Raw genomic sequence first — 23,497 nt, 5'->3', positions numbered from 1 at the left:
TAATTTCTCAAGTGGTTGATTGTAACCGACTTTTGGTGCGACAGCCCTGATAGAACCATAAATCAGCGTCCCATTTTGTGCCTGCTGCGTTAAAATAGAATTTTCAGAATTTTAAAAAACCCATGATTTTGAATAATTCGATCGGAATTTAAATGAAAGTTATATCAGTTATTGAAGATAACGTGGTTGAGGGAGCAAGTCATCTTCTTGAAATGCCAATTAGTGAATATTTGGATTTGGCCCGAGTAATTGTTGAAAAAAATGAATTTCAACGTAAGCGAGTAAAAACATCAAAAACAACATACTCACTGTTGAGAAAAGATTTAATCACCGGGTGTGTGATTCCACCTATTGTTCTGGCACATCGGCGAAACAATAAAAACCACAATGACGCTGTTGATATGGTGACAGCGCTCAACAAGAGTCCAGAAGAATTTATAATTTTAGACGGACTGCAGCGGAGTTTCACACTTATTGATATTGCGAGTGAGTTGGAAGGCGAGAAACTTGCTAGTTTTTTACAAAGACTTGTTCGTTGCGAAATATATGATGGTGTTAATAGAGCCGGAATTCTCTATCGTATGCTAACACTAAATACCGGCCAAACGACAATGTCCCTTAGGCATCAGATTGAAATAATGTATTTGGATTACTTGGATCACGACATAGATGGCGTTCAATTAATACGCGAAGTGGATGGTGTTTCTGCGAAAAAAATTAATGAGTACAATTTTCGGGAAATGATCGAGGGATTTAATTCCTATGTGGAACGTAATGAAATGCCAATGGACAAGGCGGATGTTTTGGATAACATCTCGGGATTGGAAAATTTGGCTCGAGAAGACAATGATACCGATCTATTCGCGGAATTCATATCAATTTGGAACGTATTCATTACGTCGATTTCAGATCTCGATATTGAAGCCGAAGTCGACGAGGATGATATCGAGGAAGATGACCGAGACGATGAAACAAAACGTGAAGAGATTTATGTATGGGCGAAAAATGGCGTCCGAATGTTTAAACGCCCTCAGGCCGTTTCTGGTTTTGGCGCAGCACTTGGATTATTAAAAGACGAAGAACAATTTGATCGCTTTGAAGAAATAGAAATTAATTTAGTAATTGGCTCTGAGCCTCAAAAATTCCTATTGGCTTTTAATGAGGCAATTGTCGCAATTAACGAAGAGGCACGAAAAATTGGTAATGCCCAACGATTATTCTTCAGAATGTATTTTAAGATTCTATTTATGAAGGACTCCGGTGCGTATATGAATCTCTACAAAACCATTGGCCTTGCCTTAAATGGGGCTCGCAGATTGGGTATATAGTATGTACCTCCCATATCGATCAGTAGCAGCGATTAATATTAAAATTGGTGTCGAACGAACAGCCATAGCGGTCCCTCAATTTAGTTGGAAGTACTTGAGCAAAGCTACGGCTTTCGGTGGTGTAGATCATATAGTCATTCGCCTACGTCGTAAGGAACGCCCTAAAGAAAATCAAATAATTGAATTAAAAAATAAGAAAATTACGGTAGGGTTTATTATTCCTGGAGCCGCGCTTTTATCGACCTCGCATAAATACGTGAGGAATGCAATGTTTGGTCCATTTGCCATTATTGCTATTGATCATATTATAAAAATGGCAGGGCAAGAGATTAGTGAAAAAATAAAGGAATTTCCAAAATATTTTGATGGAATGAAGCGTCCTTTAACTCTCGACCAATTTATTGATCAAAACTGTTTTTATTGTGTTTTTAATGCGGAATGCGAAGCAAAAACGGCTGAAGAGTTCGTCGATTTCTATTTTCCCCAACTTATAGAAAACGGATTTTTTGCAGACAGTCAGGCTTTCGCATTGGGAAATCGATCGACACGACAAGTAAGTATTTCTGATTCGTTGAATCTAAAAAAAGCTTCAACAGACTTTCCATTTTTACGGAAGGCGCTATTTGAGCTTATTCCTCACGAAAAAAACTCATTTTTTGCTTTTTTTTATGCATGGCAAGTTGTGGAATTTTTCATGCAAATTGAATTTGAGAGAAAAATTCAGATATTTGTAGAGAAATATAAAAATAGAACCAATATTGTGCGTGCAAGAAAATCGCTTGATGTAGTTAATGAATTTGCAAAAGAGAAAAATCGCGTGCGTAGCGTGTTCTCCAAAAATGATGAAATTCTTGTTGCTGCAATTAATCGCTTGCATAAAAAAATTGAATCTAATTTGGACTTTATCGATTCGCAAGAAAAAATTTCTGAGGTTGATAATGAAATGAATGAAACAATTAAAAATAACGAAGAAGCGGTCGATAGCATGCCTGATGACACGGATTTCGCGTCAAAGTTGTATTACATTAGAAACATAATGTTTCATTCATTTTCAAGCATCGATAAATTTAACGATTCTATGAGCGAAATGATGGAGTGTTTATTATTGTATTTGGCGAACAAATGTTCACATCAGGGGTAGGTAAAATCGTGGGCCCAATGCAGTTTCGATTGGAAATTGACAAGCTGCGCTTTGCGCCAACCAGGTGCGCGGTTGCCTACAAGTCGCAATGACAACTGAGTTTTCGGTGTGGTCAAGGGCGGGCGGAGCACAGCGCAGCGCACCCTTGAGGGCATCGAAAGTGCCTTTAGCTCAAAGGCTTAGGGGTGGATGCTGGTTGGTGATTAAGCTGGCTGGCGCTCTTTTATGAGCAGGTAGGTGCGCAGGATAACTGAAGGGCTCGTGGACTCAGGAGCATAGAGCCGAGGGGCACACTGACAGGTTCCGCAATCGCACATTCAGAAACACTCGCAACCGACGTCCCGCACGGAGGCGTAATTAATTAACAGCACGGCACAGGTCCCGCAATCGTACATTACCGTGGCGCTGTCCAAAGTGAGGCGGACAATGTCATTGTATTCCCGAGAAGGCTCCCGAATGTACTATTGCGGGCCCCTATGCCTCTGCTGGCGCCGCGCCCTCAAAAAAGCCGAGGACGCGGCCGCGCCGAGGCTGTGATTTGGCTGTGATTTGGCTGTGATTTGGCTGTGACTCGGCTGTGATTCGGCTGTGACTGCGCCGCGCGCCCTTACGGCTTGGCGTTCTTGACGTACTTGTCGAGCCAGACGTTGGTTTCGTACAGCATGTGCATGATCGACTCGCGCGCGCGGTAGCCGTGGCTCTCGTTGGGCAGCATCACCAAACGTGCGGTGCCGCCCAGCCCTTTGACGGCCTGGAACATGCGCTCGCTCTGCATCGGGAAGGTGCCCGAATTGTTATCCTGCTCGCCGTGGATGAACAAGATCGCGTCCTTGATTTTCTCCGCATTGTAAAACGGCGACATGGTCTGGTACACGTCCTTGGCCTTCCAGAACTGGCGGTCCTCCGACTGGAAGCCGAACGGCGTGAGCGTGCGGTTGTAGGCGCCGCTGCGGGCGATGCCGGCCTTGAACAGGCGCGTGTGCGCGAGCAGGTTGCCGGTCATGAAAGCGCCATACGAGTGGCCGCCGATGGCGATCCGGTGGCGTTCTGCGACGCCGCGCCGCACCACCTCGTCGACCGCGGCCTCGGCGTTGGCAACGAGCTGGGGCAGATAGCTGTCGTTTGGCTCGGCCTCGCCGGCGCCGACGATCGGCATCGACGGGTTGTCGAGCACCGCGTAGCCCATCGCCAGCATCGCCGCCGGCCCCCAATAGCTGACCGCGTTGAAACGGTGCGGCGAACCCGTGGTCTGGCTGGCCGCGCTGGCGCTCTTAAACTCCTGCGGATAGGCCCACATCAGCAAGGGCAGCGGACCGTCGCGCTTGGGCTCGTAGTTCGGCGGCAGCATCAGCGTCGCCGTCAGGTCGACGCCGTCGGCGCGCTTGTAGCGGATCTGCTCCTTCTGCACGTCCTTCAACTGCGGCGTCGGGTGCGCGAAGCTGGTCAGCGCGGTCAGCTGCGACGCGCCATCGCGTTTGAGGTCGCGCACATAGTAGTTGGGCCGCTCCTTGGGCGACTCGCGCGTGGTCAGCAGGCGGGTGGCGTCGGCGTCGAGCAGCGCGACCACGTTCTCGTAATACGTGCCGCTGCTTTGGAACAGCCGTTCCTTGGCCTTGGTGGCGAGGCTAAAACGGTCGACGAACGGCCGGTCGCCGGCGTCCGAGGCGCCCTCGCCCGACAGCAGGATGGTGTCGCCGGCGCCGATCAGCAGGCGCGGACGGCCCGCGCCGTCGGGCATGGTGACCGGCTCGCCCGGCTGCTGGTATCGGTCCTCCATCGAGTAGTCAAACAACAGCTCCTGCGGCGCGCCGGCGCGGTCGGGCTGCACGCGCCAGGTCTTGACGGCGCGCGTCTTGTACCAGGCCTCGGTCAGCAGGGCGACGTCGCCGCGGCCCCAGCTCACGTCGTAGTAGCGCATGCCCAGCTTGGCCAGCGGCGCCGGTTTGCCGGTGAACGGCGCGGCCTGGGTGTAGACGATGTCGCGCACCTCGGCCGCCTTGGCCGGGTCGCCGCCGTCCTGCGCCTCGGCCCACACCAGCGTGGCCGGCGCGTCGACCCGCCAGCTGACGCTGCGCACGCCCGCCGAGACCGCGTCGTTGCCGGGTGGCAGACCCTCCTCGAGCGGCTTGTCCGCCACCAGGTGGACCACCTTGCCGCCCAGGTCGCGCACCTCGGTGCGGCGCCCGAAGGCGCTGGCCGGCACCACGTACGAAAAGGGGCGCTGCATCGCGTTCGTCAGCAGATGCCTGCCGCCGGGCGCGGCCGACACCGACAGGAACAGGTCGGGCGCGCCGACCATGCGCGCCTTGCCGTCGAGCGCGACGAGCGCGATCTGCGAGGTCGCGTAGTGCTCGAACAGCTGGGCGTCGGCCTCGTTCTTGAGCAAGTCCTGGTAGGTGCGCAGCTGGCGCACGCCCACGCTTTTCTGGCTGTCCTGCAGGCTCGGCCCGCTCGGGATGCCGGTCGCCACCGGCGCCTTGCCCAGCGCGGCCGGGCGCAGCTGCACCAGCAGGGTTTTGGAGTCGGGCATCCAGCTGAAACCGGTGCCCGACAAATGCGACAGCGCGTGCGTGCCGAGCCGCCTGGCGCGCCGGGTGCCCACGTCGAGCAGCCACAACTGGACCTCGGACGCGGCGCCCTCCTTTTCGGCCAGCGCGACGTGGGTGAAGGCCAGGTGGCGCTGGTCGGGCGACCAGGCGCTCGCGGCCAGCCGCAGCGTTTGCGGCAGGCCGCTAACGGCCATCCGCTTGCCGGTGCCGATGTCGAGCAGCGCCAGGCCGCTGCCGAACGAGAAGCGGCTCGGCGAATAGGTGCGCGGATTGATGCGCAGGCCGGCCAGCTTGAGCTCGGGCTGGGCCACTTCGGCGATGCCCGGCAGCGCCGGCGAATCGACCATGGTGGCCAGGTCGCGCCTGGGCGAGAGCCCGACGCCGGGCGCGCGCGGCGCGTCGACCACCGCCTGCAATGGCGCGGGCGGCAACTGGTACTGCGCCTGCGCTTGCGACACCGCGGCAAGCAGGGAAAGGGTCAGCGGGACGAGCGATAAACGGTTGCGCATGGGGACCTCGATTGGGGTTGAGGTCGTATCTTGCGCACTTGCCAAATGCTTGTCAACGGGAACGTTCCCCCGTGTTTACGCGGCCGCCTTGCCCGCCGGCGCCAATCGCCGCTGGAGCACGAAGATCGGCTGCGCCCACAACATGTCCTTCTTCTTTTTGCTCGTGATGAGCGTCAGTTCGGACGGGTCGTAGACGTCGGTGTTGTGCGTCAGCGGCGTCGTCATCAAATACTGCGCCTCGGTGTTCTTGAGGAACTCGCCGACCAGCTGGATGTTGCGGATGTCGAGGTGGGCGAACGGCTCGTCGATGAACACGAAGCCGCCCGAGCCCTCCTCCGACTTGAGCAGGCCGATCAGCAGCACCAGCGACTTCATGACCTGCTGGCCGCCCGAGGCCTCGCCGTCGTTCATCCCGATCTGGTCCTTGCCGTCGAACTTGAAGCGCACGTGCAGGCCGGCCTGCGCCAGCTGCACGTCGTCGTTCTCGAGCCGCACCGGGTCGGCGTGCACCTCGATCCCGGCCAGTTCGCCGAGCTCCTTGATGTTCTTGCTGTAGGACTTGACCGTGTAGCGCAGGCGCTCGATGTAGGCGCCGCGCGCGTTGCCGGTGGCCTCGATCGCGCGGTTGTTCTGGTAACGCCGCTCGTCGGTCTCGTTCTGGCGGCCCTGCAGCTGGTCGCCCAGGCGGTGGTGCTGGTCGATGACGGTGGCGTCGAGCTCCCAGTCGTCACGCGCGAGGCTGTGCTGGAGCGACGACACGCGCAGGTCCACCTGGTGCGCGTTCTGGTGTTCGGCCACCAGCGAGGCGCGCCGCGCGGGCCGGCGCCAGCCCTGCGGCAGGTGGCGCCAGCTGCGGCGCAGCTGCAGCAGCGCCTTGGCCTGCTCGGCGCGCTGTTCGATCTGCTTCTTGTGGCCCAGGCGCAGGCCCGCCTCGGCCTCCGACAGCACCACGCGCGCGTTCTGCCAGACCGCGTCAGCGCGGGTGCGCGCAACCGTCGCGGCCTTGGTCAAGGCCTGCAATTCGCCGAGGCGCGAACCGACCTCGAGGCGCTCGGCCTTGAGCGGGGCGCTGTTGCGCGCGGCCTCCTCGAATTCGGCCTGGCGCGCCGTCAGCTCCTTGGCCGCGTCGACCCCGGCGATGCGCGCCTTGAGCGCGCCCACCTCGGCCGCCAGCTTGCTGATGGCGAGCGTGAGCACGTCCTCTTTCGACTCGAGCGCCGGCAGCGATTTTTGCAATGCCTCGAGGCGCTGGGTGCGCCCGGCCGAACCAAACCGGTAGCGCGCCGCCTCGACAAACAGCGAGCGTCCGCCGCGCCGTTCGCGGTGGTAGGCGTCGGGCGTGATCCATTCGTCCACGTTCGACAGCTTGAAGCCGGCGTCGACCGAATCGACGCGGCTGATGCGCGCGAGCTGGTCGATCAGCCACGACGGCGCCGGCGCCGAAAAGCGCACCACCGACAGCAGGCTGTCGTCCTTCGAATTGGGCGCGGCCACGCATTCGGGCACGATGAAGTGGCGATAGCGCTCGGTCTCGGCCAGCCGGTACGCGGCCGGCGCGTCCTTGGCCCGTTCGAGCAGCACCACCGAGGCGTAGCCGCCCAACACGCCCTCGACCGCGCCCTGCCACTTGGCGTCGGTCACTTCGACGATATCGGACAGCATCGCGTGCGCGATGCCGGCGTCGCGCAGCGCGCGCCGCATGCCGCGCACCGCCTCCGGCTCCGGCATCGCGGTCTTGCCCTGCAGCGCGGAGATGGTCTCCTGGTCGGCCCGGATCCGGTTCGACAGCGTCTCGCGCGCTTGCTTCTGGCGCGCCAGTTCGGCGTCCTTTTCCTCGAGCTGCGCGGCCACCTCGGCGATGTCGGCGCCCGAATCGGCCGCCAACTTTTGCAGGCGCTCCTTTTGTTCGAGCAGGCCGTCGAGCGGCTTGAGCTTGCCGTTGATCAGGGTCAGGCGGCTCGCCAGCACGCTGCCCTCCTGTTCGAGCAGCGTCTCCTGCTGCTGCGCGTCGGTCAGGGCGCGCGCCTGGGTGGCGAGCGCGTTGCGCTTTTCGATCAATTGCGAATCGGCCTGCGCCATCGGTTTGCGGGCGTCGCGCAGCGCGCGGCTGACCGCGGCCGCCTTTTCGCGCGCCTCATGGTACTCGAGGCTTGGCAGCACCTCCTCGAGCAGGTTGCGGCGCTCCTTGTGCAGGTCCTCCCACTGGTGGTAGTTGGCCACCCGCAGGCGCAGGCCCTCGAGGTTGGTGCGCGACGCTTCGAGCTCGGACTCGAAGCGTTTCAGTTCGGTCTCGGTGTCGCGCTGGTGGCGCTTGGCCTCGTCGTAGGCGTCGAGCACCTCCTTGTCGCCGAACACCTGGAACACCAGGTCGAGCAACTGGCGCGGCGCGTATTCGCACAATTTGTCGGTCTCGCCCTGCTCGAGCGCCAGCACCTTGGCCATCGCGGGCGACAGGCCCGCGTTGGCCAGGCGCTTGCGGTAGTTCTCGACGCCGAGCCAGTCGGTGGCCTCGCTGATGTCCTCGATCTGCACGCAGCCCGGGCGCATCAGGTATTGGCGCTTCCAGTCGCCGCCGTTTTTCTGGATTTGGCAGAACAGCGTGACCTCGTCGTCGCTGAAAAACCCGGAACTGCGGAACGGCCGGTTGGACAACTGGCGGCCGACCGCCTTGTTGTCGACCACGGCGCGGATCCACGCGGTCTGCTGCCCCGAGTGGCGCGCGTAATGCTTGTAGGTGCGCCCCATCGAGCAGTCGAGGCCGAACAGCGTGCGCAGCGCGTCGAGCAGCGTGGTCTTGCCCGAGCCGTTCTGGCCCGCGATGGTGATGATCTTGGCGTCGAGCGGGATGTTTTTGATCCGCTGCCAGTAATCCCAATGAACCAGTTCAAGCGATTTAATGTGGAACATGATCAGTCTCTGGTTGGGGTGTCGTTGGCATCGGGCGGCGCTTCGGGCGCGGCTGCGGGCGCGGCCGGTTCAAGCTCCGGCCCGGAAGCCGGCGCGGACTCCGGCGCGCTCTGCGCTTCAGCTTCCGCCGCGGCTTCCGTTTCGGCTTCCGCGGCGGCGGGCCGCCGCAGCGCGACCACGGTCGCCGGCGCGCGCTTGAACACGTCGGTCAGCGCGCCGTTGATGATGCGTTCCTTGAGCACGTCGGTGTCCATCATCAAATCGAGCAGCGGGCCCTCGAGGATCACGTCGCCGCGGCGCTCGATGAAGCCGAGCTTGGAGAGCGAGCCGAGGTTCATGTCCATGCGCGTTTTTTTGCCGAGCTTGTCGCCGAAGTCCGACAGCAGCGCGGTGTACGAGATGCCGATCGAGGTGTCCTCGGCGCGCGGCATCGGCTTGTCCTTGTCGAACAGGTCGTTCTGGTCGTCCTCGGCGTTCTGGTGCGACTCCTGGCGTTCGCGCTTGGGCAGGATGATCTGCGCCCACAGCACCACCAGCAGCGCCACGCCGTCGCGCGTGAGGCCAAAATTATTGTTCTGCCAGATGTCCTTGGCGCCGAAAATCTTCGGCTCGACAGAGCGGTGCAGCGCCAGCGTGACGTGGTCCGCGTAAACGTTGTCGAGCAGCTTGAGCCCCGACTCGAGCAATCGTTTGTCGACCTCGGCGCGGAAGAATTCGTCCGACAGCACGCGCTTGACCATCTTGTCGTCGCGCCGCAGGGTTTGATGCGTGAGCATGCGCGCAATCAGGATTTGGGAATCGTCATTCATCGTCCGGGGCGCTTTCGAGGTCAAGTGAGAGCGTAGCGATCGACATCGCCGCTACGTGCGGGTCGTTCAGTTGGATCATCTCGTCGACCGCCGAGAACGTGATCGGCAAGCGCGCCAGCTGCGCGGTCGCGCCCTGCAGGCTGGCCTCGGAGGCGTCGCCCAGCAAAGGCAGCAGCGAGGCGCGGTACGAGGCCACCGCGAAGCTGGCCGGCAGCAGCGAGTCCTGGATCGGGATCGACTTCGGGCCCTCCTCCGAAAAACTCGGAAAATTGCCCAGGTTGGCAAAGTCCGACAGCCGCGCGAGCCAGTCGTCGAGTTCGGCCTGCATCGCCGGCGCGTCGTTGACGGTCAGCGGCGCGTCCTGGCCCTCGGGCAGCCCCTCCTGCGCGACGGCGGCGTTGCGCTCGGCGAGCAGCTCGGTTTCGGCGACGTCGATCATCTCTGCCGGGGTGCCAAACAGCGGCACCACCGGACGGTCGATCGCGCCGACGGCCAGCTGCGACAGGTCCTCGTGCGCCAGCAGCCAGCGCTTGACGTCGGTCGTCGACAGGCCCGACTGGCCAAGGTGCACGCGCTGGCGCTCGATCTGGTTGAGCGCGCGCGAGAACATACCCTGCATGTTGAGCAGCGCGCTCTGGGCCCGGCCGATCGCCTGGGCCGCCTTGTGGGTGGCCGAATCGGCGCGCTCGTCGGAGGTGATCGCGCGCAGGATGAGCGAGCCCTTCTCGACCCAGTCGCAGGCCATGTGCCACTTCGCCTGCGAGGTGCGCAGCTTGAATTCGGAGCCCGAGGCGATGGCGTCGCGGAACTCCTCGGTCAGGTCGACCAGGCGCCCGAGCAGGTGCTTGAGCTGGTCGACGGTGACCCCGCCGACGGCCTGCGCGCCGGCCACCTGCGACAGCAAAAAGCCCATCTCGGCCTCGTCGTCGGCCTTGCCCATCGACAGCAGCGTGTCGAGCGCCGAGAGCACGTTGCGCGCCATCGGCGTGACGCGGTACACGCTGGCCTGGGCGTCCCACGCGAGCAGGCCGTGCGAGCGCAGGCGCATGAGCACCGTCTCGAGGCTCTCGGCGACGAGGTAGGACAGCTTGAGGTTGATGTCGGCGCGCGAGAACGCGGCCGTGCTGGTGTCGGCGGCCAGCTCGCGCAGCACCAGCAGGCGGATCAGCACGCCGTCGCTGCCGCCGTGGAACAGCGCCGTGAACGCCGTCAGAGTCGGTTGCGCGCGCTTGAGGTGGAACACCTGCTCGATCTCGTCGGCGGAAATGCCGGCGTTGAAGTGCGACTGCAGTGAATCGGCGTCGACCGGGCCTGTTGTGAGTGGGTCAGCGGCCAAAGCCGCACCTGCCTTTAAATCCATGATTGTGATCCGGTACCAAGTTCTAGCGCGAGGCGACGTCTCGCCGGCCGAAGCGCTCGAAAGTAAAAAATTTTCACCACGGCGAAATCGAGCTCGTTACACGGGGGCGTGGTACACCACGCCAATTCCCCCGTTCCACCCCTGGCACCCTCGCACCACCGGGCACAACAACAGCATCGCGGGGGCGTCAGTATATCAGCTTAGCCTTGGTGGCCAGAAAGGAAACGTCCCGCCACGCGGCGCGCAAGCCCCCAATTGCCAAAAAATCCACCCTGCGCCAAAAGAAATTCCGATATCGCTTGCGCGGCCGGGGCTAATCCGGCTATTCTTTGTACTACATTCAACTAGTACATGTGGTGGAAGACATGGAAATGACCGTCGACGTCGCCGGCGTTGAACCCGTGTACGAGCAAATCGTGCGCCAGGTGCGGCAAGGGGTGTTGCAGGGGGCATTGCGGGACGGAATGCCCATTCCGACCATCCGGCAGCTCGCGCACGACCTCGACCTGAACCCCAACACGGTCGCCAAGGCCTACAAGATCCTCGAAACCGACAGGGTCATCCTGACGGCGGGAAAGAAAGGCACCTTCATCAACCGCGATGCGCTCGCCCATATTCACACCCTCAACCGGCAACAGGCGGCGTATGCGATGGCCTCCCTTGTGGGATCGCTGCGCGAGCGCGGACTGTCGGAGACCGACATCGGTGCCGCCTTTGCGGCGGCAGTGGCCAAGCCAGAACAACAAGGAGAAAAAGATGACTGAATCGGCGACCAAGTTAATGATCCACATGATAGCGGCGAGCCAGATCGCGATGCTCTATTGGCTCACGGCGGCACGGATGATGCGGCTCGTCGACGCCACCTTCTTCCATAAAAATCCCGCCTGGCTGGCCGACCATCCCGAATTCAAACAGCGCCACGCGACGCCAAAAATCGCGCTTTGGAGCCTGTATGCGCTGGGTGCGGCTTGGTTCGCCCTGCTCGCCTATTCGGCGGCGCAATCCGACCGGCCCGACCTGCTCACCGTGCTCACCTTCGCGCCCACGCTGGCATGGGCAGGCCTCATGCTTTGCTATGCCGGGGTCGGGCACTACCGCGTGTACCGCAAAATCCCCCTGCCCGAAAGGCGCAGCGCGCAATTCGAGCGCAGGTCGCTGCGCGATTTTGTCCATCCCGCCTGGACCACGACGTGTTTCGCGCTGTACGCCGCGGCCATTCTCGCCTACCTCGCGGGGCACCACCTCGGCCTGATTGCGACCCATGTGCTGGCCGGCCGCATGGCGGGCTTCGCGGTCATTGTGCCGGTCGGCGTGGCGACGCTGCTGTACTGCGTGCGGCGCAAAAGGCAGCCCATCGACGACGCCTGGGGCCCCGCCTACCGGCAGATGGAAGTTAGGGGCAACGTCGTCGCCTTGTATGGCTGCCTGATCGTCGTCGGCTGGGGCATGTCGCAGGATTTCTTCGGCACGGCAGCCCTAAGCGGCGCGCTGTTTTTCACCGCCGTCAATCTGGCGATGCAGATAATCTGGCTCGGTTTCATGGATAGCCGGGCGGTGAAACTGATTCTGGACCGCGCTTAGCGATCGTGGCGCCGACCGTGGAACTGATCGTGGCGCCGATCGTGGCGCCGTTCCTGGCGGGCGGCGCGGGAAGGGCCAGATGCCGTTCCATGTCGTCGGACGTCATCTTGCGCCCGATGATGCCGAGCCGGGCGCGGATGTTCTGGATCACTTCGCGCACCGTGCTCGTGCTCAGCTGGAAGCGGTCGGCGATCGTCTTCGGCAGCAAGCCCTGCGCACTCAGAATCGCGATCTGCATCTCACGGCTCGTCAGCGGCAGCAGTTTCGACGGCAACTCGGTGCACACGCAGAGCCGGCACGCGCGCTGCCACTGGTACAGCAGGCCCGGCACCAGATACCTGGCCCACTCGGCGTCCTCCGGGGTGAACGGCTTGGCCGCGTCGTGGCGGTAAAAGGTGATCCAGGCCAACCCGTACGAACTGCCCAGCCCGGCCAGCATCAGGTGCTGGAAGCCGTATTTCTCGAGGTAGTCGGCCATTAAGCGCCCCGCGCGCGCGCCGGCCACGCTGCCCGTCTCGCGCTCGCCCAGGTCGCGGTAGTCGCACACCGAAATGGTCTGCACCGTCCGCGGATAGGCGGCAAACAATTGCCCCGCGACGTCCTCGTCGGCCACGTCGGCATACTCGGCGACAAAATGCGCGTCGATTTTGTGGCTGCCGAGCACTTGCGCCAACGTGACCACGCCGTCGGCGCCGCGGCGCCCCGCGCAAGCGAGCATGGCGTCGAAGTCGATGTGCTCGCGCAGGGTTTTCAATGCACTTTCCAACATGGTTCATTCCCTCATCTTTGGGGGTAGTTGCCCGAACTACCGGATGGGAAGATGCCAGCACCAATCTCAACGAAGGAGAAAAACACCGTAATTCCCGCCAACATTGGCAGTACGATCAAGTTTACGGGCGGAATTAGCCTGTTGAATTTGTTTGAAAGCAAAGATAAGACGATTAATCCGCGCGGCTACACGGTCGAGCAGTGGCTCGCCCAGCCGATCCACCCGTATTTCCCCGCGCTGTGGCAGCAGAAGATGGACCCGAGCATCAAGAAGATCACCTTCCGCCACCTGCTGCAGCACCGTTCGGGCTTCCGCTCGCTGGGCAAGGAAGACCTGGGCGCCGATCAACAGAAGCGCATGTTCGACTACCTGGCGGCCGGCATCGAAGGCGCCGATTTCGACCAGCGCAAATATGCCAACGCCAATTTCTCGCTCGTGACCTACCTGGTCCCGATGATCGCCCACCCGGACTTTCTGGCGCGCGTGAACCAGGAGGCCTCCGACAAGAAATGGCGCGCGGAGGGCATCGAGATCCACAAGCGCGTCGCCGACGCCTGGGAGGCGCATATGCACGGCAATATCTATGGCAGGATCACGCCGGCCATCAAACCGAGCTGCAACCCGACGGTCGAATACGCCAAGATCAAGCAGGCGTGGGCGCCCGACTACGCCTCCGCGGGCGACGCCGGCAACGGCGTCACCCACGACTCGCGCGTGATCAACGGCTATTGCCAGGCCCAGGGCGGCTGGTACATCGAGAGCCGCGAACTGGCCGCCTTCGTCGCCAACTTCAGCGCCGCCAAGACGCTGGTCTCGGGCGCCACCCGCGATCTCATGTAAGACGACGACAAGGCCGACGAGCGCGTGGTCTGGTCGTTCACGATCGCCGACCAGGACATCAAGAAAAAGTTCAAAATCAGCCAGCTCGCCTACATGGGCGGCGACCATGGCGGGGCCCATGCCTCGATCCTGATGTTGCCAAACGGGTACTACGCGGTCGGCATCATCAACTCCAACGACATGAGTTCGTACAGCCTCAGAGGCTGAGAGTTTTTCGGGCGTGCCCGAGCAACCCGCCAGAAAGCGGCAGATCGAGGCGCAAAGCACAGCCATAGCGGGCTATGGCGAGCATTTGCAACGACGAACTGGCGCTTTCTGGCGTGCTGAGCGGGCATGATCGAAAGACTCTCAGCCTCTCAGGCGGCTGCTGCTGCGCGCCTTCAAGACCGGGCTCGGCATGCCCGAGGACGCGCGCTGCCCGGCGGCGGCGCAGTCGCTCGCGGCCGCCGACGCCAAGGTCGGCCCGCTGCGCGTGGCGCTCAAGGAGGCGCAAAGCGAATTCAAGGACGCGGTCGAGGACGGCATCAAGGGCGGCCACTACGCCAGCGCCGTCAAGGTGGCCTAGGCCAAGCTCGCGGCGGCCCCGGCCAGAGCGGGCGCGCTGCGCGCCGAGGCCGAGAAGATGGTTTGTCTGATTTAAGCCACGACGGCGCCTGCGAGCGGGCGCCGGCAGTGTGGTTTTCCGATCATCAACAGCGCGCTCCATTTGCCTATGGCAAATTTGCTGTGTAGTATCAATTCACGGGCTATTGTGAAATGGATTGAGGGGACGCTGGTGATGAAGCCGACTTTGAACACGTTGATGCTCGCGCCGGTGCTGGCGCTCGCTGCCGCCTTCGCGCAGGCACAAACACCGGAACCGGCGCCTTCCGCCGAGCTCGCCACGACGACGGGCAACGTGACATTGGCGAGCCAATACATTTCGCGCGGTTACCAGCAAACCTGGGGCAAACCCGCGCTGCAGGGCGGGCTCGATTATGCGCACCCGAGCGGCTTTTCCATCGGCACCTGGGGCTCGACCATCAGTTCGAAAATGATCGAGGGCGGTTCGCTCGAATTGGATCTGTACGGTGGCTATGCCGGCAGCATGAGCGACATCGGCTACACCGCGATGGTGTACTACTATATTTATCCGGGCGCGAAAATCTCGTCGGTCAACGTCAAATACGACTACGGCGAACTCTCGCTGGGCGTGAATTACAAGATATTCAGCGCCAAATACAATCACACATTCACCAAAGACTACTTCGGCTTCAGCGATGCGCGCGGGACCGGCTATCTGGACCTGAACACCAACTTCGACGTGGGATCGGGTTTCGGCCTCCAGTTCCATTTCGGCATGGGGCGTGTGCGCAACTGGCCGGACTACGATTGGCGCGATTACAAGATCGCCCTGACCCGCACATTCAGCAACGGCTGGATGGCGATGGCCGCGGTAACCAAGGGCAATGCGCCGTCCGGCGTGTACGACAATTATCCGGCCACCACGCCCAATTCTTCCGGCGTGACCGAGATCTCGCAACCGCTCAAGACCAACGCCGTCATCAGCGTCACGAAATCATTCTGATCGCGGCGCCCGCGCGGCGCCGGTTATCAGACCTGGCCAAGGTTCACGTCCCGCTCAAATCGAGCTGCTTCATGTAGTCGCCACCGATTTTTTTGATGTCGATTTTTTGCAGGCCGGCGTCGAATGCCTCCTGCATCTCCTTGCCCGCCGGCGTGCGCTTGAAGCACACATGCAGCGTCAGTTCGCCCAAAGGTTTCGGACTGAAGACCGTCTCGTTGCGCATGGGCGAACGCAACAGCAGATAGCGCAACACCTCGCGGTCGATCGCGATGGCGGGCACTTTCTTGGAGATCAAGCGGCGCAGATTGAATGTGTCGCTCGCGGCATTCTCAACCGGCTGTTTCCCCTGCTTGACCATGGCATCGAATGCCTCGCCGTTCGAATAGCCTTCGACCACCCCGATTTTGACCGCGTTAAGGTCACTGAGCGCGTTCCATTGCACCGGCGTGTCTTTCATGGTCGCCAGGCCGAGCATACTGGTGCCGATCGACTTGGAAAGGTGGCAAGCCTTGGCGCGTTCCTCGGTGTAATACTCGGGGAAGTAGCCTGCGAAAGCGGGATCTTTCTCCCCCTTTGCCAAGGTCACGGTCCACTCGAAATAGTCCACGGATAGGGAGTACCCGGCGTTTCTGGCGGCAGCGGAGGCAATGACGGTGGATAGGCCGTCTTTCGGGACGATTTTGCCGACGTAGGGCAGCCATTCGAGTGTGGCCAGACGCATCGGTCTGGGGCCGCTGTCGGCGCCCGCAGGCAGGCAAAGCAACAACGGAAAACACAGTCCCAGCGCGCGCGTGATATGCATGACGTCTCCCCGGTTTGACTTCATTGACGCGCCGTCGTGGCGGCGGGTCCGTTCCATCCAAGCCTATCGCAAATCATGTCAACGCTCAATAACAATCCGAGTACTGTGTTGCCGGGGAAGCTATTTCTTGACGATTTTGTCGAGAATCTGCTCGATGCGTTCGCCCTCGTTGTCGGCGAAGCGCACGCGCACGGGATACCACTCGTGGCCCGGGGCGAGCCACAGGTCGATGGTCTGGTCGTGGCCGTCGGGCGATTGCAATTTGCTGAGGTGGATTGCCGCCACCGGGCCCATGCCGGTGCGCACGGTTTCCTGCTTGATTACCTTGAAGGTCCAGGTCTCGGCGTCGCGCCGGCCGGCGACGAAAAACGTCCATTGCGAGCCGGGCGTGAATTTTTCGGGGGCGGCGCGCGCCACCGCGGCCAACTGCCACTGCGCCGTGTTGCGGTCCTGCTCGCCGCCCTTGAGCGGGTAGGTCTGCTTGCTCAGGGAGAAACTGAGCCGGTTGCGCTGGCGGTCGAAGGTCGCGGTCCACGGGTCTTTGCGGATGCGCTTTTCGTAGAACTGGTCGGGGGCGATGCCATAGCTGTCGATCGTGCCCGCGCTCTTGTCTTCGAGCACGGTGCCGAACATCATCGCGCGGGTGACGGTGTCGAGCGTGTACTTGCCGTCGGCCACGCGCCATTTGGTGAGCGCCTGGCCGGAGATCGAAAAACCCTTGTGGCGCGCCTGGATCTTGTAATGCAGGTCGGCAGATGGTGGCAGTTTGAATGCGCGCTTGACCGCGCTGTCGTCGTGCGCGCAGGCGAACGTGAGCGTGCCCGCCAGCGCCACGCCGAGCATGGCCCGCATGAATAAATTGCCGTTTTTTCCCGCACCAGCCATATCGCTTTCCCGCATCCGTGATTTCAATTTTAGTGACAGTATGGTGCAAATACCGCGCGCGCCGGGTTCCCTTGGTCTCGGAGCCTGTCGGACTTAGGATCGTCGGCTGCAAAAAGTGCTGGACGGTCCAAATTTCGCCGCTTTCTCGGCCAATAGCTCGCTGGCACTGCGAAATCGTCAAAATCTGTCCTCGTCCAGCATTTTTTTTGCCTCGACCGTTTCGCTTCGACTCCCTAAGTCCGACAGGCTCCTAGTGTAACGCGTGGCGCTGTGTTTTCGCCGACGCGCCGGATGGGTCCAAACGGCAACGCGCACAACAAGCTTTGAACGCATGTTAATTTTCTGCTACGCTAAAGCCTCTTAACAATGGAGAGTGCCATGCTGAAACCCCCTATGCCCAACATTCCCGGCGTCGGTGCCGTGTCCGACACCCTCGATTTCGTCAAGAATCTGTGGGGCAGCATGAGCGTGCCGGGCATGAGCATTCCAGGCATGGCGGCGCCGACGCTGTCGGTCGAGGACCTCGACAAGAAAATCGCCGACCTCAAGGCCGTCGAGTCATGGCTCAATGTGAACACGGCGATGCTGCGCGGGACCATCCAGGCGCTTGAAGTGCAGCGCGGCACGATCTCGACGCTCAAGTCGATGGGCGCGACGCTTGCGGCGGCGGTCAAGCAGCCGGGCGCGAACGAGAAATCAGTGCTCGAGGCGGCGCCGTTCGCATCGGCCTTCTTTGCCCAGCCGGTCGCCGAGGCGGTCAAGGAGCGCGACGAGGCGCCGCCGGCGGCCAAGCCGGACGCCGCGGGCGCGCCGGCGCTGCCCAACCCGAGCGCGTGGTGGAACATGCTGCAGGACCAGTTCAAGAGCGCGGTGAGCACCGCGATGTCGTCCGAGGCGATGGCCAACGCCAGCGCGATGGCGCAAGACGCGGCGGCCAAACTGGCGGCGGCGTCGGTGCGTCCGGCCGAGCAATTGTCGAAGGCGATGGCCAAGGCCAAGCCGTCGGCGTCGGCGGCGGCGGCGCCGGCCAAGGCGCCGGCCAAAAAACGCGCGGCGGCCAAGCCGGCGGCGCGCAAGCCAAAGGCGCCGAAGGCCTGAATCAGTGGCGCGGAGTCTGCCGCCGAGCGGCGTCAGACTCCGCGCCAAAAATACATCGACACCAAAAACCAACATCGTCCTCGCGGAGGCGGGGACCCATAGAACCGTTGCTTATCGCTAACGTTCTATGGATCGACGCGGGGGCGCCGAGCCCTCCGCGAGGACGATGTGGTGGTAGTTTCAGCGTTGGCGGTTATGCCCAGCTAGTAAACATCGCGCCGATACCGCCCCTCGTCGGCCAACTGCTCGAGCTTCGCCTTGCCCAACTCGGCCTCGAGCACCTCGTGCACGCCGGCCGCCATGGTCAGCAAACCACCGCACACATAGATCGCCGCGCCCCGCTCGACCCAGTCGCGCAGGGCCGCGCCGGACTCGCGCAGCACATGCTGCACATAGCGCCGTTGTTCCTGGTCGCGCGAAAACACCCCGTCGAAACGCACCAGCGTCGCCATCGCGACCGAGGCTTCCACGTCCTCCCGATAATGGAAATCGCTCGCCTCGTTGCGCTCGCCGAACACCAGCCAGCAGTCGATCGCACGGAAATCGCGCTCCTTGAAATGCGCGCGCAGGCCGGCCATGCCGGTGCCGTTGCCGATCAAGATCAAAGGACGCCACCGATTCTCGCCGATGCGAAAGCGCTTGTGCTCGCGCACCCGCAGCGCGATCGGCGCCGCCAGCGGCGCATGCAGGCACAAAAAGCCCGACGCCGACCCGTGCGAGCCATCGGCGCGCCGGTGCAGCCGCACCAGCAGCTCAAGGCGCCCCTCGGCGGGCAGCGAGGCGATCGAATATTCGCGCGGCAGGCCCGGCTCCCCGGGCACGCTGACCTGCGCCAGGTCGCCCGCCTCCCAGTCCGGAAACACCCCGTCGGCCGGCGCCAGCGCGACCCGGAAAACCGGTTCGCCGGCACTGCCCGCATTGATCTCGGCGCGCTCGACGATGCGCCAATCGGCGTACGCCGGCTCGCTCCAGTCGGGCGCGTCGACCGCGCCGGCGAGGTGGCACAGATGCTCCTGCCACGCCGTGATGGCGGGCGCGGCGCCGCGGTCGACCTCGATCCTATCGAACAGCGGGTTCGCGCCGCAGGCCCCAAGCCACTGGTCGAGCGCGCGGCCGAAGCCGCAATACTGGGCATAGCTGCTGTCGCCCAGCGCCAGCACCGCGTAATGCAGGTGGCCGAGCCTGGGCGCGCCCTGCATTTCGGCGCGCACGAAACGCAGCGCGTTGTCGGGCGGGTCGCCCTCGCCGTAGGTGCTGACGATGAACAGGATGCGGTCCGACTGGCGCAACTGCGCCGGTTCGAGCTCGGACAGGCTGCAGTCCAGCGCCGACAAGCCGGCCGTTTTGAGCGTGGCCACGGTCAGCTGCGCGAGATGGTCGGCGCTGCCGGTCTGGCTGGCATAGGCGACGATCCATTGCACCGGGCGCGTAGCCGCGCGTTGGCTAAGGCGCCGCCGCAGCACGATCGCCGCGCACAGCAGCAGCCATGCGAGCAGCATCGCCGCGGCGCCCCACAGGCGGACCGGGTCGGACGTCATGCCAGCATCCCGCGCATGCGTGTGCTCAGGTGTTCTTGCATCTGCCGGCCGTCGCGCACCAGCATGCGAGCGGCAAAGCCGGCGCGCTCTGCGTAGGCCATGCCCTCGACCGGGCCGAGCACGGTCAGCGCGGTCGACAGGGCGTCGGCCATCATGCATTCGGCATGCACCACGGAGACCGAGGCGACGCCGTTTTTTATCGGCCATCCGCTGCGCGGATCGATCGTGTGCGCGTGCCGTGCGCCGCCGGCCTCGAAGTAGCGGCGGTAGTCGCCCGAGGTCGCGATCGACAGGCCGTGCAGCGCCAGCGCCAGTTCGCCGCCGTCGCCTTCGCCCTCGATCGGTTCGAGCATCACCCACCAGGGCTGGCCATCGGGCTTCATGCCGGACCCGCGCAATTCCCCCCCCACCTCGACCAGATAGTGTTCTACGCCGAGCGTAATCAAATGATCGGCCACGCGGTCGACCGCGTACCCCTTGGCGATCGACGACAGGTCGAGCGCGACCCCGCCCGGTTGCAACAAGCGGCGCGCGGCGTGGTCAAGCGTGGCGCGGTGCGCGCGCGCGCGCCCTTGCACACGTTCGACCGCGGCCGCCGTTGGCGCGCGAAATCCGGCCTCGTCGAAGCGCCCATGGGCCCCGAAACCCCACAGGTTGACCAGCGCCCCGGCGCCCGGATCGAACGCGCCGCCGCTCGCCCGGGCCACGTCCTCGGCGCAGGCGAGCACCTTGTAGAACGCGGGCGGCAGCGCGTGCCAGCTGCCCGGCGCGGCGCTGTTGAAGCGGCTCAGGTCGGACTGCGGAACCCAGTGGCTCATCTGCTCGACGACCAGCGCGAGCTGGCGCGCGATGCCCAGTTCGAGCGCGGGATCGGGCCTGCCCCCGGCCCCGAACAATTGCACCGACCAGCTGGTGCCCATGCTGGCGCCGCCAAAGCGGTGCAGGCTGCTCGTGGCGGCGGGCGGCTGCCCGCTGATCTCGGCCGGTACCAGTACTCGTCGCATCGATTACTGCGACTGGATCTCGAGAGTGGCCGCGTACAGCAGTTTGCGCGAGGCGGCAGGCGCCGGTTGCGCGGGCGCGTCCGGGAAGCCGGCGTTGAGCCAGTACATGCCCGCCTCGGGCAGCGTGACCGTGGCCTCGCCCTTGGCATCGGTGCTAAAGCGCAGCTCGCCGAGCAGGCCGCGGTGGCGCACGCCGCCCGGCACCAGGCTGAAGCCCAGTTTGGCGGCCGGCTTGCCGTCGATCAGAAAACGCCAGCGCGCCTGCTCGCCGGCCCGCAATTCGTTCGGGTGGGTCAGCGGCTCCATCTCGATGCCGACGCCCGACAGCTTGAACGGCGTGCCGCCCGAACGGCCGGCGGTGACGTAGGTCTCGACGCGGTTGTGCGTGTTCACGACCCGCAGTTCCTCGGCATTGGCCGGCACCTCGGCCGCCATCGCCTCGGCCTTGCCGCGCCAGCGCTTCGGCTCGCCGTTGAGCTTGTAGTTGGCCATCGTGATTTCGCTCACGAGGCTGGCCTTGTAGGTGCCCGGCTTGCTCAGCTTGAGGTCGAACCCGTTGCGCAGCTTGCCGCTGAAACGGTTCTCCGGCGCGACCGCGGCGCCGTCCGGGCCGGTGACCACGAGAGCGGCCAGGTCGAGCGCGACGGCGTCGAAATCGAACAGGTTCTCGGAGTTGGCGGCGTCGATCGTGACCCACGGGTCGCGCCCCTCGATGACGGTGGCGGACGGCAACAGCCAGCTGCGCGCGGCCAGGGCGTTGAGCGACAGGCCCGCGAGCATGGCGAGCAGCAGGGTTTTCTTGATCATGTTCAGGTCCTCGGGCTTAGGGTTTGACTTGCAAGGTGGCGCTGCGCAGTTCTTCCTTGCCTTTGGCCGGCACCGACAGCGCCTTTTTCACGGGCCACTGCATCGGCATGCGCACCAGTTCGCGCCCGCCTTTTTCGCGCGCCACTTCAAGCACCACGGTGTAGGCGCCCGCGGGCAGTTTGTCGAGCGTCGCCTTGGCCGTGGCAAAGGTCAGCGTCGATTCGCCGGGCGCGCGCGTGGCGCCGCTGACGCCGTCCATCGGCATGGTCAGGTCGCGCCCGGTCTTGCGCCACCACTGGCGCACATCCTTGAGCCACTTGGTGCCGCCGTTGTCTTTCTTTTTCACGTCGTACAGCACCGCCAGATTGGCGACGACGGCCTGGTCGGCGCCCTCGAGCCAGACCGCGATGTACGGGCGGTGGTACTCGGCCACGTTCAAGCGCGGCAAATCGATCTTGAGCGTCATGTCGGCCGCCATGGCGGAGCCGCCCAGCAAGGGGAGTCCCAGTGCGATGGAATACGGAATTTTCACGGAGTGCCTTTTTTATTAATCAATGAATGAAGAGCATGGCTATCATTGCCGGCAACAACAAGCCGAAGCCGACCAGTGGCCATGTCACCGGCCGGTTCTGCGCATGCAGTTTGAGGATCAGGAAACCGGTGACCGCGAACACGAGGCAGGCGAGCGCGAACAGGTCGAGGAACCAGCTCCAGGCGACGCCCGTGTGCCGGCCTTTGTGCAGGTCGTTGAGCCACGAAATGGCGCCGCGGCTGGTGACCTCGAATTCGCTGGCGCCATCGAGCAGGCCGATGCGCATCCAGGCGTCGCCGCCGGGGCGCGGCAGCGGCAGGTAGATTTCGTCGGCGCTCCATTCGGCTTCGACGCCGCCGACGTCGCGGCCCCAGGTGCGTTCGATCCACTGGGTCGCGCGGGGCGGCAGCGCGGCGCGTTTGCCGTCGTGGGTCGCGGCCAAAGCGCCCAGCTCGGCCACCAGGTTCTTGGGCGCGACCGCCTTCTGGCTCACGACGACAGGCTTGGCCTCGATCTGGCTCGCATGGTTGAGCGTGATCCCGGTAACGCTGAACAGCACGATGCCGACCAGGCACAGGGCCGAGCTGATCCAGTGCCATTGCAGCAGGGTCCGCAGCCAGCCGGCGCGCTGCGTGCCCTGGGCCACATTCGGGGCGCCGCTCACGGGAAGGTCCGCGCGGCGCGCGTCGGTTTAATATGGTCCAGCATCATGCCAAATCGCCTTGCAAAAGAAGCCCCGGTCGGCCGCGCTCGCACTACTTCCGGGTATGGAGGAATAGCTTAACATTGCTGAGCTGGTTTGTAAATGAGAATTGTTCTCAATGGCGGATGCAAAAAGATCCGTCGAAATTTCTACTTACCAACATAATATCGGGATCGAGCAAAAGGGATATCTCATGTGTTCACGTGTGGCCTGACATGACCGCAACGCTGGTAAGCGACTGGTTCGGTGCGCGTTTTGACGACTTGCACCCTTTGCTGCAGGCGCTGCACCGCGGCGGCGGCACCTTGCGCGGGCCGGTCGAGGTTGTGTTCGAACCAGGCTTGCGCGGCGCCATCGGGCGCCTGCTGGCAAGGCGGTTTCGCATTCCGCTCATCGGCGGCAGGCACGCGTTGGTGGTGACCATTTCGCACCAGACCGATGGTTTGCATTGGGAACGGCGTTTCGCCGATGGCGGCACGATCACCTCGATTTTTGCGCCGGTCGGGCGGCTGCCGGACGGGCATTGGATCGAGCGCACCGGGCATCTGACCATGCTGCTCACGGTCGACACCGACGGCGGCGGCTGGCATTGGCGCCCGCTCGCCTATCGCCTGTTCGGGCTACGCGTTCCGGTGGCCATGCTGCCCAGGGTGCGGGCCGGCAAATGGATAGAGGACGGCAACTACCGCTTCAGCGTGACGGTCGGCGTGCCGCTGCTTGGAAAAGTCCTGTCCTACTCGGGCCTGTTGCGGATCGCATCCGCCTAAA

22 protein-coding genes are annotated in these 23,497 nt (G+C 62.6%); 10 read left to right on the top strand and 12 right to left on the bottom strand.

Annotated features, from left to right (window positions below):
- The first annotated feature begins 152 nt into the window (after nt 1-152).
- On the top strand, nt 153-1,328 hold the full coding sequence (locus C7C56_RS28250; RefSeq protein WP_146204520.1) for a hypothetical protein: 1,176 nt from the start codon (nt 153-155) through the stop codon (nt 1,326-1,328).
- Nucleotides 1,329-1,422: 94 nt separating this feature from the next.
- Nucleotides 1,423-2,469 carry a hypothetical protein gene (locus tag C7C56_RS28245; protein ID WP_146204519.1) on the top strand — a complete coding sequence of 349 codons (1,047 nt, stop codon included), beginning with the start codon at nt 1,423-1,425 and terminating at the stop codon, nt 2,467-2,469.
- Nucleotides 2,470-3,076: 607 nt separating this feature from the next.
- On the opposite strand, the gene C7C56_RS16660 is transcribed toward C7C56_RS28245, so the two are convergent.
- The 4 genes from C7C56_RS16660 to C7C56_RS16645 all read right to left on the bottom strand — a co-directional run bounded on the left by C7C56_RS16660 (nt 3,077) and on the right by C7C56_RS16645 (nt 10,606).
- A complete protein-coding gene (locus tag C7C56_RS16660; RefSeq protein ID WP_106758494.1) occupies nt 3,077-5,527 on the bottom strand; it encodes an alpha/beta hydrolase family protein in 2,451 nt (816 codons plus the stop codon).
- Between the two features lie 75 nt (nt 5,528-5,602).
- Nucleotides 5,603-8,434: an AAA family ATPase gene (locus C7C56_RS16655; protein WP_106758493.1), complete on the bottom strand. Its 2,832-nt coding sequence runs from the start codon at nt 8,432-8,434 to the stop codon at nt 5,603-5,605.
- Nucleotides 8,435-8,436: 2 nt separating this feature from the next.
- On the bottom strand, nt 8,437-9,243 hold the full coding sequence (locus C7C56_RS16650) for a hypothetical protein (protein WP_229458824.1): 807 nt from the start codon (nt 9,241-9,243) through the stop codon (nt 8,437-8,439).
- Nucleotides 9,236-10,606, bottom strand: a complete 1,371-nt coding sequence (locus C7C56_RS16645; protein ID WP_229458827.1) for a hypothetical protein — start codon at nt 10,604-10,606, stop codon at nt 9,236-9,238. Before C7C56_RS16645 ends, C7C56_RS16650 begins: the two co-directional genes overlap by 8 nt.
- A 362-nt stretch (nt 10,607-10,968) precedes the next feature.
- Here C7C56_RS16645 and C7C56_RS16640 point away from each other — a divergent pair, with 362 nt between their 5' ends.
- Nucleotides 10,969-11,367: a GntR family transcriptional regulator gene (locus C7C56_RS16640; RefSeq protein ID WP_106758491.1), complete on the top strand. Its 399-nt coding sequence runs from the start codon at nt 10,969-10,971 to the stop codon at nt 11,365-11,367.
- Nucleotides 11,360-12,184 carry a hypothetical protein gene (locus C7C56_RS16635; RefSeq protein WP_146204518.1) on the top strand — a complete coding sequence of 275 codons (825 nt, stop codon included), beginning with the start codon at nt 11,360-11,362 and terminating at the stop codon, nt 12,182-12,184. Before C7C56_RS16640 ends, C7C56_RS16635 begins: the two co-directional genes overlap by 8 nt.
- Here C7C56_RS16635 and C7C56_RS16630 read toward each other — a convergent pair.
- Nucleotides 12,141-12,938, bottom strand: a complete 798-nt coding sequence (locus C7C56_RS16630) for a helix-turn-helix transcriptional regulator (protein ID WP_181373207.1) — start codon at nt 12,936-12,938, stop codon at nt 12,141-12,143. The genes C7C56_RS16635 and C7C56_RS16630 overlap by 44 nt on opposite strands.
- 156 nt (nt 12,939-13,094) lie before the next feature.
- Here C7C56_RS16630 and C7C56_RS16625 point away from each other — a divergent pair, with 156 nt between their 5' ends.
- The 4 genes from C7C56_RS16625 to C7C56_RS16615 all read left to right on the top strand — a co-directional run bounded on the left by C7C56_RS16625 (nt 13,095) and on the right by C7C56_RS16615 (nt 15,360).
- Nucleotides 13,095-13,793: a serine hydrolase gene (locus C7C56_RS16625; protein ID WP_106758488.1), complete on the top strand. Its 699-nt coding sequence runs from the start codon at nt 13,095-13,097 to the stop codon at nt 13,791-13,793.
- Nucleotides 13,794-13,817: 24 nt separating this feature from the next.
- On the top strand, nt 13,818-14,000 hold the full coding sequence (locus C7C56_RS16620; protein ID WP_106758487.1) for a hypothetical protein: 183 nt from the start codon (nt 13,818-13,820) through the stop codon (nt 13,998-14,000).
- A 190-nt stretch (nt 14,001-14,190) separates the two neighbouring features.
- Nucleotides 14,191-14,358, top strand: coding sequence for a hypothetical protein (locus C7C56_RS28940; protein ID WP_181373206.1), 168 nt, complete (start codon nt 14,191-14,193; stop codon nt 14,356-14,358).
- 213 nt (nt 14,359-14,571) lie between these two features.
- Nucleotides 14,572-15,360: a TorF family putative porin gene (locus tag C7C56_RS16615; protein WP_106758486.1), complete on the top strand. Its 789-nt coding sequence runs from the start codon at nt 14,572-14,574 to the stop codon at nt 15,358-15,360.
- 43 nt (nt 15,361-15,403) lie between these two features.
- Here the strand turns inward: C7C56_RS16615 and C7C56_RS16610 are convergent, their stop codons facing one another.
- Entirely contained in the window at nt 15,404-16,162 is a 759-nt protein-coding gene (locus C7C56_RS16610) for a substrate-binding periplasmic protein (protein ID WP_181373205.1), read from the bottom strand.
- Between the two features lie 120 nt (nt 16,163-16,282).
- Entirely contained in the window at nt 16,283-17,014 is a 732-nt protein-coding gene (locus C7C56_RS16605; RefSeq protein ID WP_106758505.1) for a DUF3108 domain-containing protein, read from the bottom strand.
- 411 nt (nt 17,015-17,425) lie between these two features.
- On the opposite strand from C7C56_RS16605, the gene C7C56_RS16600 reads away from it, so the two are divergent.
- Nucleotides 17,426-18,145, top strand: a complete 720-nt coding sequence (locus tag C7C56_RS16600; protein WP_229458823.1) for a PhaM family polyhydroxyalkanoate granule multifunctional regulatory protein — start codon at nt 17,426-17,428, stop codon at nt 18,143-18,145.
- Nucleotides 18,146-18,348: 203 nt separating this feature from the next.
- Here the strand turns inward: C7C56_RS16600 and C7C56_RS16595 are convergent, their stop codons facing one another.
- From C7C56_RS16595 to C7C56_RS16575, 5 genes are read right to left on the bottom strand one after another with little or no spacing between them, the layout of a single operon-like run.
- Nucleotides 18,349-19,683, bottom strand: coding sequence for a sulfite reductase subunit alpha (locus C7C56_RS16595; RefSeq protein WP_106758483.1), 1,335 nt, complete (start codon nt 19,681-19,683; stop codon nt 18,349-18,351).
- Nucleotides 19,680-20,687 (bottom strand): FAD:protein FMN transferase, encoded by a 1,008-nt coding sequence (locus tag C7C56_RS16590; protein WP_106758482.1) that lies wholly within the window; start codon nt 20,685-20,687, stop codon nt 19,680-19,682. Before C7C56_RS16590 ends, C7C56_RS16595 begins: the two co-directional genes overlap by 4 nt.
- A 3-nt stretch (nt 20,688-20,690) precedes the next feature.
- Nucleotides 20,691-21,494, bottom strand: a complete 804-nt coding sequence (locus tag C7C56_RS16585; RefSeq protein WP_106758481.1) for a DUF4198 domain-containing protein — start codon at nt 21,492-21,494, stop codon at nt 20,691-20,693.
- Between the two features lie 16 nt (nt 21,495-21,510).
- Nucleotides 21,511-22,026 (bottom strand): DUF2271 domain-containing protein, encoded by a 516-nt coding sequence (locus C7C56_RS16580; RefSeq protein WP_106758480.1) that lies wholly within the window; start codon nt 22,024-22,026, stop codon nt 21,511-21,513.
- Nucleotides 22,027-22,045: 19 nt separating this feature from the next.
- Nucleotides 22,046-22,690 (bottom strand): PepSY-associated TM helix domain-containing protein, encoded by a 645-nt coding sequence (locus C7C56_RS16575; protein WP_106758479.1) that lies wholly within the window; start codon nt 22,688-22,690, stop codon nt 22,046-22,048.
- A 254-nt stretch (nt 22,691-22,944) separates the two neighbouring features.
- Between C7C56_RS16575 and C7C56_RS16570 the strand changes: the two genes are divergently transcribed.
- Entirely contained in the window at nt 22,945-23,496 is a 552-nt protein-coding gene (locus tag C7C56_RS16570) for a DUF4166 domain-containing protein (RefSeq protein WP_181373204.1), read from the top strand.
- The last annotated feature ends 1 nt before the right edge of the window (nt 23,497 follow it).

The sequence above is a fragment of the Massilia glaciei genome, assembly GCF_003011895.2.
Taxonomy (GTDB): domain Bacteria; phylum Pseudomonadota; class Gammaproteobacteria; order Burkholderiales; family Burkholderiaceae_D; genus Telluria_A; species Telluria_A glaciei.
Note: the sequence above shows the minus strand (reverse complement) of the source record. Positions and strands in the feature narration are given on the sequence as shown.